The 14,991-nt window shown below is 71.2% G+C and carries 12 protein-coding genes; 10 read left to right on the top strand and 2 right to left on the bottom strand.

Annotated elements, in window-relative coordinates; translation table 11 throughout:
- The first annotated feature begins 113 nt into the window (after nucleotides 1–113).
- Entirely contained in the window at nucleotides 114–713 is a 600-nt protein-coding gene (locus tag ABR738_RS28095; RefSeq protein ID WP_350232736.1) for a hypothetical protein, read from the top strand.
- Here ABR738_RS28095 and ABR738_RS28090 read toward each other — a convergent pair.
- Nucleotides 706–2,013 carry a cation:dicarboxylate symporter family transporter gene (locus ABR738_RS28090; RefSeq protein ID WP_350234777.1) on the bottom strand — a complete coding sequence of 436 codons (1,308 nt, stop codon included), beginning with the start codon at nucleotides 2,011–2,013 and terminating at the stop codon, nucleotides 706–708. The two genes, ABR738_RS28095 and ABR738_RS28090, sit on opposite strands and share 8 nt — an antisense overlap.
- Before the next feature lie 230 nt (nucleotides 2,014–2,243).
- Between ABR738_RS28090 and ABR738_RS28085 the strand changes: the two genes are divergently transcribed.
- The 6 genes from ABR738_RS28085 (at nucleotide 2,244) to ABR738_RS28060 (ending at nucleotide 8,570) form a co-directional block, all read left to right on the top strand.
- Nucleotides 2,244–3,851: a sensor histidine kinase gene (locus ABR738_RS28085; RefSeq protein ID WP_350232735.1), complete on the top strand. Its 1,608-nt coding sequence runs from the start codon at nucleotides 2,244–2,246 to the stop codon at nucleotides 3,849–3,851.
- Nucleotides 3,848–4,534, top strand: coding sequence for a response regulator (locus ABR738_RS28080; RefSeq protein WP_350232734.1), 687 nt, complete (start codon nucleotides 3,848–3,850; stop codon nucleotides 4,532–4,534). Before ABR738_RS28085 ends, ABR738_RS28080 begins: the two co-directional genes overlap by 4 nt.
- A gap of 119 nt (nucleotides 4,535–4,653) precedes the next feature.
- Nucleotides 4,654–6,045, top strand: a complete 1,392-nt coding sequence (locus tag ABR738_RS28075) for an extracellular solute-binding protein (protein WP_502964157.1) — start codon at nucleotides 4,654–4,656, stop codon at nucleotides 6,043–6,045.
- On the top strand, nucleotides 6,042–6,938 hold the full coding sequence (locus ABR738_RS28070) for a carbohydrate ABC transporter permease (protein WP_350232733.1): 897 nt from the start codon (nucleotides 6,042–6,044) through the stop codon (nucleotides 6,936–6,938). The genes ABR738_RS28075 and ABR738_RS28070 overlap by 4 nt, the downstream gene beginning before the upstream one ends.
- A gap of 44 nt (nucleotides 6,939–6,982) precedes the next feature.
- Nucleotides 6,983–7,771, top strand: coding sequence for a carbohydrate ABC transporter permease (locus ABR738_RS28065; protein ID WP_350234775.1), 789 nt, complete (start codon nucleotides 6,983–6,985; stop codon nucleotides 7,769–7,771).
- Between the two features lie 130 nt (nucleotides 7,772–7,901).
- Entirely contained in the window at nucleotides 7,902–8,570 is a 669-nt protein-coding gene (locus ABR738_RS28060; protein WP_502964156.1) for a helix-turn-helix domain-containing protein, read from the top strand.
- A gap of 77 nt (nucleotides 8,571–8,647) precedes the next feature.
- On the opposite strand, the gene ABR738_RS28055 is transcribed toward ABR738_RS28060, so the two are convergent.
- Nucleotides 8,648–9,673 carry an ATP-dependent 6-phosphofructokinase gene (locus tag ABR738_RS28055; RefSeq protein WP_350232731.1) on the bottom strand — a complete coding sequence of 342 codons (1,026 nt, stop codon included), beginning with the start codon at nucleotides 9,671–9,673 and terminating at the stop codon, nucleotides 8,648–8,650.
- 288 nt (nucleotides 9,674–9,961) lie between these two features.
- Between ABR738_RS28055 and pta the strand changes: the two genes are divergently transcribed.
- From pta to pyk, 3 genes are all read left to right on the top strand, one after another.
- The gene (gene pta, locus ABR738_RS28050; protein WP_350232730.1) at nucleotides 9,962–12,082 is read left to right on the top strand and encodes a phosphate acetyltransferase; all 2,121 of its coding nucleotides are present in this window, start codon (nucleotides 9,962–9,964) and stop codon (nucleotides 12,080–12,082) included.
- A complete protein-coding gene (locus ABR738_RS28045; RefSeq protein WP_350232729.1) occupies nucleotides 12,079–13,296 on the top strand; it encodes an acetate kinase in 1,218 nt (405 codons plus the stop codon). The genes pta and ABR738_RS28045 overlap by 4 nt, the downstream gene beginning before the upstream one ends.
- Nucleotides 13,297–13,418: 122 nt before the next feature.
- The gene (gene pyk / locus ABR738_RS28040) at nucleotides 13,419–14,849 is read left to right on the top strand and encodes a pyruvate kinase (protein ID WP_350232728.1); all 1,431 of its coding nucleotides are present in this window, start codon (nucleotides 13,419–13,421) and stop codon (nucleotides 14,847–14,849) included.
- Nucleotides 14,850–14,991: the final 142 nt, after the last annotated feature.

Below are 14,991 nucleotides of genomic sequence, written 5' to 3'. Positions count from 1 at the left end.
TGACGCACGTACCGGATGTACCGCAGCCCGAGTCCGATCCCGGGGCCGGCCGGCCCGTGCCTGCCTGGTTGCGGGTGACCCGGGGGGAGTCGCGGTGGGCATCGACTGTTGCCGTGCTCGTCGCGGTCGCGTTGCAGTGGACGCTGCCCGCGCGGCTGACCCTGCGTCCGGGGTGGCTGCTGCCCGGGCTCGAAGTCGCGCTCATGGCCGCCCTGATCGCGGCCAACCCCGTCCGCATCGAGCGGGCCGCGCGGTTCTACCGGCCGGCCGGGCTCGTTCTGATCGCGTGCATCAGCGCCGCCAACGGGTGGTCGGCCGTGCGGCTGGTCGTCGGGCTCGTACGGGGCCAGGAAGGCGCCGATGCCGCCGCCCTCCTCGTGACGGGCGGCGGCATCTGGCTCACCAACGTGATCGTCTTCGCGCTCTGGTACTGGGAGTGGGACCGGGGCGGCCCGCTGGCGCGGATGCGGGCGGACCGCGTCTACCCCGACTTCCTCTTCCCGCAGATGCAGAGCCCCGAACTGGCCCCGCCCCACTGGGAGCCGGCCTTCCCCGACTATCTGTACCTGTCGTTCACCAACGCCACCGCGTTCAGCCCGACGGACGTGATGCCGCTGAACCGGTGGGCGAAGATGCTGATGATGCTCCAGTCCGCCGTGTCGCTCCTGACCGTCGTGCTGGTCGTCGCCCGCGCGGTCAACATCCTCAAGTAGTCGCCGGCGCGGGCGTCTTCGCCTCCTCGCGCGGCTCGGGCACCTCCGGCTCCCCGACCGCCATCATCCGTTCGTCGAACGGGAGCCGGCCCGCCAGGACCTCCGCCACCCGGGCCTTGTCGATCTCCTTCGTCCAGGTCCCGACCAGCACACAGGCCACCGCGTTGCCCGCGAAGTTGGTCAGCGCGCGCGCCTCGCTCATGAAGCGGTCGATGCCGACGATCAGGCCGACGCCGTCGACCAGTTCGGGCCGGTGCGACTGGAGGCCACCCGCCAGCGTGGCCAGGCCCGCACCCGTCACCCCGGCCGCGCCCTTCGACGCGATGATCATGAAGAGGAGCAGCGAGATCTGCTCGCCCGCGCTCAGCGGCTTGCCGAGCGCGTTGGCGATGAACAGTGAGGACATCGTCAGGTAGATCGCGGTGCCGTCCAGGTTGAACGAGTACCCCGTCGGCACCGTGATGCCGGCCACCGAACGGCTCACCCCCAGGTGCTCCATCTTCGCGATCAGCCGCGGCAGCGCCGACTCCGACGAGGACGTGGACAGGATCAGCAGGAACTCCCTGGCCAGGTACTTCAGGAGGCTGAAGATGTTCACGCCGGTCACCAGACGCAGGATCGCGCCGAGCACCACGAACACGAACAGCGCGCAGGTGATGTAGAAGCCGATCATGATGACGGCCAGCGCCTTCAGGGCGTCCACGCCGGTCTCGCCGACCACCCCCGCGATCGCGCCGAACGCGCCGACCGGCGCCGCCCACATCACCATCGCCAGCATGCGGAACACGAGTCGCTGGATGTGTTCGACGCCGCGCAGCACCGGCGCTCCCGCCGACCCGAGCGCCTGGAGGGCGAAGCCGGCGAGCAGGGCGATGAGGAGGGTTTGCAGGACCTGGCCCTCGGTGAAGGCGGAGACCATGGTCTTGGGGATGATCCCGAGCAGGAAGTCCGCCGTGGACTCGCTCGCGCCCGCGGCCTGCTTGGCACCCGCGTGCCGGGCGGCCTCGGTCAGGTGCAGACCGCTGCCGGGCTCAAGGACGTTGCCGACCAGGAGGCCGATGGCGAGCGCCACCGTGGACATGAGGAGGAAGTAGCCGAGCGCGAGCCCGCCCACGGCCCCGACCTTGGCGGCTTTGCGCACCGAGCCGACGCCGAGGACGATCGTGCAGAAGATGACGGGCGAGATCATCATCTTGATCAGGTTCACGAACCCGGTGCCGATCGGCTTCAGCTGGACGGCGACCCCCGGCGCCGCGAAGCCCACGACGATGCCGAGCACCACGGCGCCGATGACGGCCAGGTAGAGGTAGTGGGTGCGGCTCCCCGCCTGGTCCTTTCGGTTTTGCGGGCGTTCCCGGCGGGCGGTGGCGGCTGGCTCTGCCACGGGGTCCTCCTAGATAGCGGCGGCTGCGCCTCGCGGCCAGGTCCCGATGGCCGATTCAGCGATCCCCGCGACTATCCAGCACGCTGTGACGCCGGTCACCGTTACGTGCATTTCGTTCATACGGATCCAGCCAGCACACTTGCCGGATGCGTCTGCCAAGACCCCGCTCCCTCGCCGGCCAGCTCTTCGCCATGCAGGTGGTCCTGGTCGCCGCGATCGTGGCGGGCTGCGCGCTCTTCTCCTACGTCGCCGACCGGCGCCAGGCCGAGGAGACCGCGCGGCGCCAGGCGATTGCGACCGCGACCTCCGTCGCCGCGTCGCCGGCCGTGATCGCCGCGGCCCGCACCGAGGACCCCACGGCCGCCCTCCAGCCGTACGCGGAGACCCTGCGCACCACCACCGGCGTCGACTTCGTCGTGGTCATGGCGCCGGACGGCACCCGCTGGACGCATCCCGTGCCGGGTGAGATCGGCAGGACCTACCTCGGCGACATCGGCCCCGCGCTGCGCGGGCGGACGTTCACGGAGACGCACATGGGGGTGCTCGGCCCCTCCGTACGGGTCGTGGCGCCGGTGCGCGACCCTCATGATCATGGCCGGATCACGGCGCTGGTCAGCGCGGGCATCACCATCGACCGGATCACCGAGCAGGTGCACAAGCAGCTGGCCGCACTCGCCGCGATGGCGGGCGGCGCGCTCGCGCTCGGCGGACTCGGCACCTACGTGATCAACGCGCGGCTGCGCCGGCACACCCACGGCATGAACGCCGCCGAGCTGAGCCGCATGCACGACTACCACCAGGCCACCCTGCACGCCGTGCGCGAGGGCCTGCTCATGCTCGACGGACAGCGCCGGATCGCGCTGATCAACGACGGCGGACGGGCGCTGCTCGGACTCGGCGAGGACGCCGTGGGCCGCACCGTGACCGGCCTCGGCCTGCCCGCCCCGCTCACCGGCGCGCTGCTCGCCGCGGAGCCCAGGGTGGACGAGGTGCACATGACGGCCGACCGGATCGTGGTCCTCAACAGCCGCCCGGTCTCGTCCGGCGGCCGCCGAGGCACCGTGGTGACGCTGCGCGATCACACCGAACTCCAGGCGCTGTCCGGCGAGTTGGACTCCGAGCGCGGCTTCACCCAGGCCCTGCGGGCGCAGGCGCACGAAGCCGCGAACCGGCTGCACACCGTGGTCTCGCTCATCGAGCTGGGCCGGGTCGAGGAGGCCGTGGAGTTCGCGACAGCCGAGCTGGAGCTTGCCCAGGCGCTCACCGACCAGGTGGTCACGGCGGTCGGCGAGCCGGTGCTCGCCGCGCTGCTGCTCGGCAAGGCGGCGCAGGCCAACGAGCACGGCGTGGAGCTGGTCCTGACCAAGGGCAGCGCGATCGGTGACGGCCTGCTGCCGGCGACCCTGCCCGCCCGCGATCTGGTCACCGTCCTCGGCAACCTCCTGGACAACGCGGTGGAGGCGGCGCAGGGCAGCGCGGCCGCCGAGGTCGCCGTCACGCTGGCCACCGAGGACGGCCACCTCCTGGTGCGGGTCGCGGACAGCGGACCCGGCATCGACGCAGGGGCCGCCGAGGCCGTGTTCGAGCGGGGCTGGTCGACCAAGAGCCCGGGGCGCGGCATCGGCCTCGCGCTGGTCCGGCTCACCGCCGCGCGGCACGGGGGCACCATCGCCGTGGAGCAGAGCCCTTACGGCGGCGCCGAGTTCACCGTACGACTGCCTCTGAAACGGCTGGAACAGGAGGTGCCCGCATGATCAGGGTGCTGGTCGTCGAGGACGATCCCGTCGCCGCCGAGGCGCACCGGCTCTATGTCGGCCGGGTGCCCGGTTTCACGGCCGTGGCCCTCGCCCACTCGCGGGCCGAAGCGCTGCGGGCCCTGGAACGCACCGAGGTGGATCTGCTCCTGCTCGACCTGTATCTGCCCGACGGACACGGGCTCCAGCTCGTGCGGTCGCTGCGCGCGGCCGGGCACGGCGCGGACGTCGTCGCGGTCACCTCTGCCCGGGACCTGACGATGGTGCGCGAGGGCGTCTCGCTCGGGGTCGTGCAGTACGTACTGAAGCCGTTCACCTTCCCCACGCTGCGCGACCGGCTCGTGCGGTACGCCGAGTTCCGGGCCACGGCCGGGGAGGCGAGCGGGCAGGAGGAGGTGGACCGGGCGCTCGCCGCGCTGCGCGCCCCGCAGCCCTCGGCGCTGCCCAAGGGGCTCAGCGCGCCCACGCTCCAGGCCGTCACGCGCACGCTGCGTGCGGCGCCCCAGGGGGTGACGGCGACGGAGGCGGGCGTGGCGGTCGGCATCTCGCGGATCACCGCGCGCCGCTATCTGGAGCACCTGGTCACCTCGGGCCGGGCCGAGCGCACCCCGCAGTACGGGCAGATCGGGCGCCCGGAACTCCAGTACCGGTGGATCAACTCATCGCGCGGCCAGGGCAGTTGAGGCGGACGGGAGGGGACGCGGGGCGGGGTTGACCCCGGCGCGGGGCGCCCTTACGTTCACCGGGCAGCCATGTGCGGCCGCCACGTCGGCCGCACGCCCGGCCCGAGGAGGTCGTGCCCGTGCGCCCCACCGCCCCCGCAGCCCTCACCGCCCCGCCGCCCCGGCCCCGCTCGACGGGACACGGACGCCCGCTCCGCCTGCTCCTCGCGGCCCTTCTCACCACCGGCGCGCTCACCGCATGCGGCGGCGGCCCCGCCCACGACGCCGACACCGTCACGATCGCCTACAACCGCTCCACCGACAACAAGATCCGCTTCAAGGACGCGTTCCTTGCGGACGTCAAGAAGCAGTTCGAGCGGGCCCACCCCGGCAAGAAGGCCGAGCTGGTGCCGATCCAGGCCGCCGAGAACGACTACGCGGCCAAGGTCCAGCAGATGATGCGCTCCCCCAAGACCGCTCCCGACCTGGTGTACGAGGACACGTTCCGCGTCAGCGCCGACATCGGCGCGGGCTATCTGCGCCCACTGGACGACTATCTGTCCCAGTGGGACCAGTGGGGCCAGTTCGCCGAGACCGCGAAGGCGGCGGCGAAGGCCGAGGACGGCCGGACGTACGGCGTGCCGGACGGCACCGACACCCGGGGCCTGTGGTTCAACAGACAGATCTTCGCGAAGGCAGGGCTGCCCGCCGACTGGCAGCCCAGGAGCTGGGCGGAGATCCTGGACGCGGCCCGCGCCGTGCGGGCCAAGGTGCCCGGCGTCATCCCGCTCAATGTCTACACGGGCAAGGCGGCCGGTGAGGCGGCCGCCATGCAGGGCCTGGAGATGCTGCTGTACGGCACCGGGCCGAATCCGCTGTACGACCCGGCCGCCAAGAAGTGGGTGACGGGATCGCGGGGGTTCAAGGACGCTCTGGACTTCGTCAGGACCGTGTACGAGGAGAAACTGGGGCCCGATCCCTCCGACGCCCTCGACCCCAATGTGGGTACGCGCCTGGCCACCGACTGGATGCCGAACGGCAAGCTGGCGATCGCCCTCGACGGGTCATGGCTCGGCCAGAACTGGATCGCCGAGGGGCCCAAGGAGTGGCCCGCCTGGTCGGCGACGCTCGGGCAGGCCGCGATGCCGACCCAGTACGGTCAGGCGCCGGGCAAGGTCTCGCTGTCGGGCGGCTGGACGTGGGCGATCCCCGCGAAGGCGGCCAACCCCGCCCTCGCCTTCGACTTCGTCAAGACGCTCCAGACCAAGGACAACGCGGTGAAGTGGGACGTGGTGGACGCCCAGATCGCGGTGCGCCGGGACGTGGCCGCCGACCCGGCGTATCTGCGCTCCATGCCGGGCATCGCCTTCTTCACCGCCCTGGTCCCCTTCACCCACTACCGGCCCGCCCTCGCGGCGTACCCGCAGGTGTCCTCGGCCATCGGCGAGGCGATGGAGGCCGTGACGACCGGCCGGTCCGCCGCCTCGGCGGCCAAGACGTACGACGACCAGCTCGGGTCGGTCACGCCGTGAGCACCCCGGCCACGCGGGCGGGGCGCGGCGGGCGGCGCGCGGCCGGCGCGGCGCGCTGGCTCCCGATCGCCCCCGCCACCCTGCTCCTGCTGCTCTTCCTCGCCGGGCCGATCGGCTACTGCGCCTTCATCGCGTTCACGGACATGCGCCTGACCGGCTCGTCGGCGGTCGACTTCGTCGGCTTCGCCAACTTCCGGCGCGCCCTGGCCGACCCGGCCTTTCGCAACGCGGTGTGGCTCACCATCGTCTTCACGGTGCTGTCCGCGCCGGCCGGGCAGAACACGCTCGGACTCGCGCTGGCCGCCCTCATGCGCCGCGCATCGCGCCCGGTGCGGACCGTGACGGGGGCGCTGGTCATCACGGCGTGGGTGCTGCCGGAGATCGTGGCGGCCTTCCTCCTGTACGCCTTCTTCCGCCGCGACGGCACCCTGAACGCGATCCTGGCCTGGCTCCATCTGCCCACCCAGAACTGGCTGTTCACGCTGCCCGTCCTCGCGGTGTCGTTCGCCAACGTGTGGCGCGGCACCGCGTTCTCGATGCTGATCTACTCAGCCGCGCTCGCCGGGGTCCCCAGGGACGTCGAGGAGGCCGCGGAGGTCGACGGGGCGGGCGGCGCGCGCCGGTTCTGGCACATCACGCTGCCCATGATCCGCCGCTCCATCGCCACCACCCTGATGCTCAACACCCTCCAGACGCTGTCCGTCTTCGGGCTGATCTGGGCGATGACCCGGGGCGGCCCGGGCGACCGCAGCCAGACGCTTCCGGTCTTCATGTACGACCAGGCGTTCTTGAAGAGCCTGATCGGGTACGGCACGGCGGTCGCGCTGCTGCTGCTTCTGGTCGGCGCGCTGTTCTCGGCGGTGTATCTGCGACTGCTCAAGGTGGAGGTGTGAGGGCGGGCCGGGCGCGCCGGGTGCGGCGGCGGCTCGCCGCGGACATGGCGCTGCTCGCGGTGGCGGCCGCGTTCGCGGTGCCGCTCCTGTGGCTGCTGCTGGCGTCCCTGGATCCCGGGGCCGATCTGCGGGTGCGGGTCCCCCGCTCGGTGAGCGCCGACAACTTCTCGGCCGTCCTGACCCCCGACATCACCTGGACGCCCATGCTCAACAGCCTGGTGCTGTGCGGGAGTTCGACGCTCCTGACGGTGGTGTGCGCGGCGCTCGCGGCGTACCCGCTCTCGCGCCAACGCTCACGCGTGACCCGCCCCTACCTGCTGACCATCCTGTTCACGACATGTCTGCCGATCACGGCGGTGATGGTCCCGGTGTACGCGCTCTTCGTGCGCGTCGACCTCATCGACACGGTGTACGGCACGGCCCTGTTCCTCGCCACCGCCCAACTCCCTTTCGCCATCTGGCTGATGAAGAACTTCATGGACTCCGTGCCCCGCGCCCTTGAGGAGGCCGCCTGGACCGACGGCGCCTCGATGCTCCAGACCCTGGTGCGGGTGGTGCTGCCGCTGATGGGTCCCGGCGTGGGCGTCGTGACGGTCTACACCTTCATCATGCTGTGGGGAAACTTCTTCGTCCCCTTCATGCTGCTGCTCTCCCCCGACCAGCTGCCGGCCTCGGTCACGATCTTCACGTTCTTCGGGAATTACGGCTCGGTGGCGTACGGCCAACTCGCGGCGTTCTCGATTCTGTACTCGACGCCGGTCCTGCTCCTCTACGTGCTGATCGCACGGCGGCTCGGCGGAGGTTTCGCGCCGGCCGGAGCGGTGAAGGGTTAGCGTGGGCGAGCGAGCGCTTACCCAACCCTTAGGTAACCCGGACGCCACCAAAACCGTACTTTCCTCCAATTCACGTTCTTTGGTGGAACACACCGTAGGCAGATGTCACTTACCGTCCTACGGTGTGCGCGTGCACCCCACCCCTCCCTTCAACTCGCTTGCGGCCCGCCGACTGCGAGAAGCGCTCGGCATGGCTCCCGGCCACGTCGCGTACGGCATGCGCGCCCAGTACGGCCTCCAGGTCTCCCCGGACACCGTGGTGGCGTGGGAGCGGGGGCTCGCGGCGCCCGAGGCGCGGGAGCTGACGGCGCTCGCGGGGGTCCTGTGGTGCTCCCCCGGCGATCTCATGGCGGCAGCGTCGACCCTGCGCGAACACCGGCTCGCGCGCGGTCTCACCCTGGAGGACATGGCCCGCCGGGTGGGTCTCGACGCCGGGGCCTACCGGCGCATGGAGGACGCGGGACGCTGGCGCGGCAACGAGCGGCAGTCGGCGGCGCTCGCCGACCTGCTGCGGCTGCCGCTGCGCGACTATGTGACGGCGACCGGCCAGAACGCGGACCTCGCCGAGCTGCTGCGCGGCGCGGTCACCACGCGCTGGCAGGCCTACGTCAAGCCGACGGCGAAGCTGCTCCCGCTGTCCAAGCGGCAGCTGGAGACGGTGCTCGACCAGTTGCACAGCGAGTACCAGTCGCACATGGTCGCCACGCTCAACTGGAGCGCGCAGGCCGACACGGGTGACGCGGGGCGGGACTTCCTCGACCGCATCGTGGACCGCTTCTGGGAGCTTGCGCACGGCTGAGCGCCCTCAGAAGGGTGCGGGGAGCAGCCCGGCCGGGCCCGGGCGACCGGCGACCTCGACCCGCGACCCGCGACGGCCTAGAAGACCGACTCGGCCTCGTACATCCGATTGTCCGGCACCGTCTTGAGCGTGGTCACCGCGTGGGCCAGCGGGGCCATCACGATGTCCGTGCCCCGCAGCGCCGTCATGTTGCCGAAGGCGCCGTTGTGCACGGCCTCCACCGCGTGCCAGCCGAACCGGGTCGCGAGCACGCGGTCGTACGCGGTGGGCACGCCGCCGCGCTGGACGTGGCCGAGGATGACCGGGCGGGCCTCCTTGCCCAGGCGCCGCTCCAGCTCGACGGCGAGGCGGTTGCCGATGCCGGCGAAGCGCTCGTGGCCGTACTGGTCGATGGCGCCCTTCTCGTACGGCATCGAGCCCTCGGCGGGGTGCGCGCCCTCGGCGACGCAGATGACCGCGAACTTCTTGCCGCGCGCGAAGCGCTCCTCGACCATCTTGACCAGGTCGTCCACCTCGAAGGGCCGCTCCGGCAGGCAGATGCCGTGGGCGCCGCCGGCCATGCCGGACTCCAGCGCGATCCAGCCCGCGTGCCGGCCCATGACCTCGACGACCATCACGCGCTGGTGGGACTCGGCGGTGGTCTTGAGGCGGTCGATGGCCTCGGTGGCCACGCCCACGGCGGTGTCGAAGCCGAAGGTGCGGTCGGTGGCGGAGATGTCGTTGTCGATGGTCTTGGGCACGCCGACGACGGGCATCCCGGCCTCGGCCAGCATGCGGGCCGCGGTGAGCGTGCCCTCACCGCCGATCGGGATGAGCGCGTCGATGCCGTAGCGCGTCGCCAACTCCGCGCAGTTCTCGGCGGCTTCGCGCAACCGGTCGCGCTCCAGGCGGGCGGAGCCGAGGATGGTGCCGCCGCGCGCCAGGATGCCGCTGACCGCGTTGAGGTCGAGCGGGCGGAAGTGGCCGTCCAGCAGGCCCTTGAACCCGTCCTCGAATCCGATGACTTCGTCGCCGTGGCCGACCACGGCCCGGTGCACGACCGACCGGATCACTGCGTTCAGGCCGGGACAGTCGCCGCCTGCGGTGAGTACTCCGATGCGCATCGTGCTCGATCTCCTGCTTCGCTGGTCCTGGGACGTCACGCCCGTATCCCCCATAACGTGAGCAATTCAGATTGTCCCACGCACCCCGGCCCGGCCGCCCACCCGGCTACTCCCACATCATGGCGGGAAGGCGCCTTCCCGCCATGCCCGCCGGGCCCTGCGTCCGGCGGGCGTCGTATCCATCCACAGAGGTATTGTCAAGAGGGCAAGGCCGCCCCTATAGGGCCTATAGGGCTTATGGGGGCAATTTCCTGCGACGTAGAACCGACGGAGAACAGGAGAGCACGCGTGACGCGCAGCGTGTACGTGACCGGGATCGACCGGGGAGACGGCCGCCAGGTCATCGAGCTGGGAGTCATGGAGCTCCTGACCCGCCAGGTGGACCGGGTGGGCGTCTTCCGCCCCCTGGTGCACGACGGGCCGGACCGCCTGTTCGACCTGCTCAGGGCCCGCTACCGGCTGAGCCAGGACCCGGCCACGGTGTACGGGATGGACTATTACGAGGCGTCCACGCTCCAGGCGGAGCAGGGTACCGACGAACTCGTCTCGCGGCTCGTCGAGCGCTTCCACCGGGTGGCCCGCGCCTATGAGGTCGTCCTGGTCCTCGGTACCGACTTCGCCGACACCCAGCTCCCCGACGAGCTGGCGCTCAACGCGCGGCTCGCCAACGAGTTCGGCGCGTCGGTGATACCCGTGGTCGGCGGCAGAGGCCAGACCACCGAGTCCGTACGGGCCGAGGCGCGCAACGCGCACCGCGCCTACGACGGGCTCGGCTGCGATGTGCTCGCCATGGTCGTCAACCGGGTCGCCCCGGCCGACCGGCACGAGATCGAGGAACGTCTCAAGGCCCGGCTGCCGGTGCCCTGCTATGTGCTGCCGGACGAGCCGGCCCTCTCGGCGCCCACCGTGGCCCAGATCACCGCCGCACTCGGCGGCACGGTGCTGCTCGGTGACGACTCGGGGCTCGCGCGCGACGCCCTGGACTTCGTCTTCGGCGGCGCGATGCTGCCGAACTTCCTGAACGCGCTGACCCCGGGCTGCCTGGTCGTGACCCCGGGCGACCGTGCCGACCTCGTGGTGGGCTCGCTCGCCGCGCACAGCGCCGGCACCCCGCCGATCGCCGGGGTGCTCCTCACCCTGGACGAGCGGCCGGGACCGGAGATCCTGACGCTGGCCGACCGGCTCGCGCCGGGCACCCCGGTGGTGGCGGTGGCCGGGCGCTCCTTCCCGACGGCGGCCGAACTGTTCGCCCTGGAAGGCAAGTTGAACGCGGCGACCCCGCGCAAGGCGGAGACGGCGATCGGCCTGTTCGAGCGGCATGTCGACACCGCCGACCTGCTGGCCCGGGTCTCGGTGGCCCGCAGCGGCCGGGTCACCCCGATGATGTTCGAGCACGACCTGTTGGAGCAGGCCCGCGCCCACCGCCGCCGGGTCGTGCTGCCAGAGGGGACCGAGGAGCGGGTGCTGCGCGCGGCCGACGTGCTGCTGCGCCGCGACGTGTGCGAGCTGACCCTGCTCGGCGACGTGGAGGCGATCCGCAAGAAGGCCGCCGACCTCGGCATCGACGTCGCCAAGTGCCAGATCATCGACCCGGCCACCTCCGAGCTGCGCCAGTCCTTCGCCGAGCGCTACGCCCAGCTGCGCGCCCACAAGGGCGTCACCGTGGAGCTCGCGTACGACGTGGTGGCGGACGTCAACTACTTCGGCACGCTGATGGTCGAGGAGGGCCTGGCCGACGGCATGGTCTCGGGCTCGGTGCACTCCACCGCGGCGACCATCCGGCCGGCCTTCGAGATCATCAAGACCAGGCCCGGAGGCACCTCCCAGGCCCTTGCAGGCTCTGGGGGAGCGTCGATCGTCTCCTCGGTCTTCTTCATGTGCCTGGCCGACAAGGTCCTGGTGTACGGGGACTGCGCGGTCAACCCGGACCCGGACGCCGAACAGCTCGCGGACATCGCCGTCCAGGCGGCCGCCACCGCCCAGCAGTTCGGCGTGGACCCGCGCATCGCGATGCTGTCGTACTCGACGGGCACCTCGGGCTCGGGTGCGGACGTGGACAAGGTGCGCGAGGCCACCAAGCTGGTGCGCCAGGCCCATCCCGAGCTGCGGATCGAGGGCCCGATCCAGTACGACGCGGCCGTGGAGCCCTCGGTGGCCGCGACCAAGCTGCCGGATTCGGAGGTGGCCGGTCAGGCGACCGTGCTGATCTTCCCCGACCTCAACACCGGCAACAACACCTACAAGGCCGTGCAGCGCTCGGCCGGCGCCGTGGCCGTGGGCCCGGTGCTCCAGGGTCTGCGCAAGCCGGTCAACGACCTCTCGCGCGGCGCTCTGGTCCAGGACATCGTCAACACCGTCGCCATCACGGCCATCCAGGCCCAGGCGCAGGGGCAGGAGGCCTCCGCATGACCACCGCAAGCCAGGGCACCCGCGTCCTCGTGCTCAACTCCGGGTCCTCGTCGGTGAAGTACCAGCTGCTCGACATGCGCGACGCCTCGCGCCTGGCCGTGGGCCTGGTGGAGCGGATCGGCGAGCAGACCTCGCGGCTCAAGCACACCCCGCTGGCGACCGGTGGTGAGGCCCGGGAGCAGAACGGTCCGATCGCCGACCACGCGGCGGCACTCAAGGCCGTCGCGGCGGAGCTCGCGGCCGACGGACTGGGCCTGGATTCACCGGAGTTGGCGGCCATCGGCCACCGGGTGGTGCACGGCGGCCTGAAGTTCAGCGCGCCGACCGTGATCACCGACGAGGTGATGACGGAGATCGAGCGCCTGGTGCCGGTCGCCCCGCTGCACAACCCGGCCAACATCACCGGCATCCGCACCGCCCAGGCGCTCCGCCCCGACCTGCCGCAGGTCGCCGTGTTCGACACCGCGTTCCACACCACGATGCCGGAGTCCGCGGCCCGCTACGCGATCGACGTCGAGACGGCGGACGCCCACCGCATCCGCCGCTACGGCTTCCACGGCACCTCGCACGCCTATGTCTCGCGCGAGACGGCCAGGCTGCTCGGCAGGGCGCCCGAGGACGTCAACGTGATCGTGCTGCACCTGGGCAACGGCGCCTCCGCCTCCGCGGTGCGCGCCGGCCGCTGCGTGGACACCTCGATGGGGCTCACGCCCCTTGAGGGCCTGGTCATGGGGACCCGGTCCGGTGACATCGACCCGGCGGTCACCTTCCACCTCCATCGCGTGGCGGGCATGTCGGTGGACGAGATCGACGTACTGCTCAACAAGCGGAGCGGCCTGGTGGGGCTGTGCGGCGACAACGACATGCGGGAGATCCGCCGCCGCTGCGAGGAGGGCGACGAGCGCGCGCGGCTCGCCTTCGACATCTACATTCACCGTCTGAAGAAGTACATAGGCGCCTATTACGCGGTGCTCGGCAAGGTCGACGCGATCGCGTTCACGGCCGGGGTCGGCGAGAACGCCGCGCCGGTCCGCGAGGCGGCGATCGCCGGTCTCGAGGAGCTCGGCCTCGCGGTGGACGGCGAGCTCAACGCCGTACGGTCCGACCGGCCGCGGCTGATCTCGCCGGAGTACGCCCGGGTCGCGGTGGCGGTCGTACCGACGGACGAGGAGCTGGAAATCGCCCAGCAGACGTATGAGCTGGTGCGGCTCTGAATTCCTGACCGTTTGAGGGGTTTTCCGGTTTGCCTGGACGACACCTGAGCGTCATGCCGCCCATTTGTACATTCCACCAGACGGAATATTCCGCAGCGAAACAAACCGATAGGATCCGCCTTATGCGCCGTTCCAAAATCGTCTGCACACTGGGCCCCGCCGTCGACTCTCATGATCAGCTTGTCGCTCTGATCGAGGCCGGCATGAGCGTGGCCCGCTTCAACTTCAGCCACGGCTCCCAGGCCGAGCACCAGGCCCGTTACGACCGGGTCCGCAAGGCCGCCGAGGAGACGGGCCGCGCGGTGGGCGTGCTCGCCGACCTCCAGGGCCCCAAGATCCGGCTGGCGAAATTCGCCGAGGGGCCGGTCGAATTGGTCCGGGGTGATGAGTTCACGATCACTGCCGAGGACGTCCCGGGCGACAAGTCGATCTGCGGCACCACCTACAAGGGGCTGCCGGGCGACGTCGTCAAGGGCGACCCGATTCTGATCAACGACGGCAACGTCGAACTCAAGGTCGTCGCGGTCGAGGGCCCCCGGGTGAAGACCATCGTCATCGAGGGCGGTGTCATCTCCGACCACAAGGGCATCAACCTGCCCGGCGCCGCGGTGAACGTCCCGGCCCTGTCCGAGAAGGACATCGAGGACCTGCGGTTCGCCCTGAACATGGGCTGCGACCTGGTCGCGCTCTCCTTCGTGCGCGACGCGGACGACGTCAAGGACGTCCACAAGGTCATGGACGAGGTCGGCCGCCGCGTGCCGGTCATCGCCAAGGTCGAGAAGCCGCAGGCCGTCGCCAACATGGAGGGCGTCGTCGCCGCCTTCGACGGCGTGATGGTGGCCCGTGGCGACCTCGCGGTGGAGTACCCCCTGGAGAAGGTCCCGATGGTGCAGAAGCGCCTCGTGGAGCTGTGCCGCCGCAACGCCAAGCCGGTGATCGTGGCGACCCAGATGATGGAGTCGATGATCACCAACTCGCGGCCGACGCGCGCCGAGGCGTCCGACGTCGCCAACGCGATCCTGGACGGCGCGGACGCGGTCATGCTCTCCGCCGAGTCCTCGGTGGGCGCCTACCCGATCGAGACGGTCAAGACGATGTCGAAGATCGTCGAGGCGGCCGAGGAGGAGCTGCTGTCCAAGGGCCTCCAGCCGCTGGTCCCGGGCAAGAAGCCGCGCACCCAGGGCGGCTCGGTGGCCCGCGCCGCCTGCGAGATCGCGGACTTCCTCAACGGCAAGGCGCTGGTCGCGTTCACCAAGTCGGGTGACACCGCCCGTCGGCTGTCGCGCTATCGCACCTGCCAGCCGATCCTCGCGTTCACCACGGACGCGGGCACCCGCAACCAGCTGGCGCTGAGCTGGGGCGTCGAGACGCACGTCGTGCCGCACGTGGACTCCACCGACGCGATGGTCGACCTGGTCGACGCCGAGCTCCTGAAGCTCAAGCGCTACAACAAGGGCGACACCATGGTCATCACGGCCGGCTCGCCCCCCGGCGTCCCCGGCACCACGAACATGGTCCGGGTGCACCACCTCGGCGGCTCCGAGCAGGAGTAGCCGTCGCGCTGAACCCGCGTCAACCGCTCGGAGGGCGGCGCCCCGTCTCGTACGGGCGCCGCCCTCCGGCGCGTCCGGCGCCACCCGCCCGCACGGGCGGCGGACGGGCGGCGGACGGTCCTGGGCGCCCGGCCGTTCCACC

This window comes from Streptomyces sp. Edi4 (assembly GCF_040253615.1).
In the GTDB taxonomy this organism is placed as follows: Bacteria; Actinomycetota; Actinomycetes; order Streptomycetales; family Streptomycetaceae; genus Streptomyces.
Note: the sequence above shows the minus strand (reverse complement) of the source record. Positions and strands in the feature narration are given on the sequence as shown.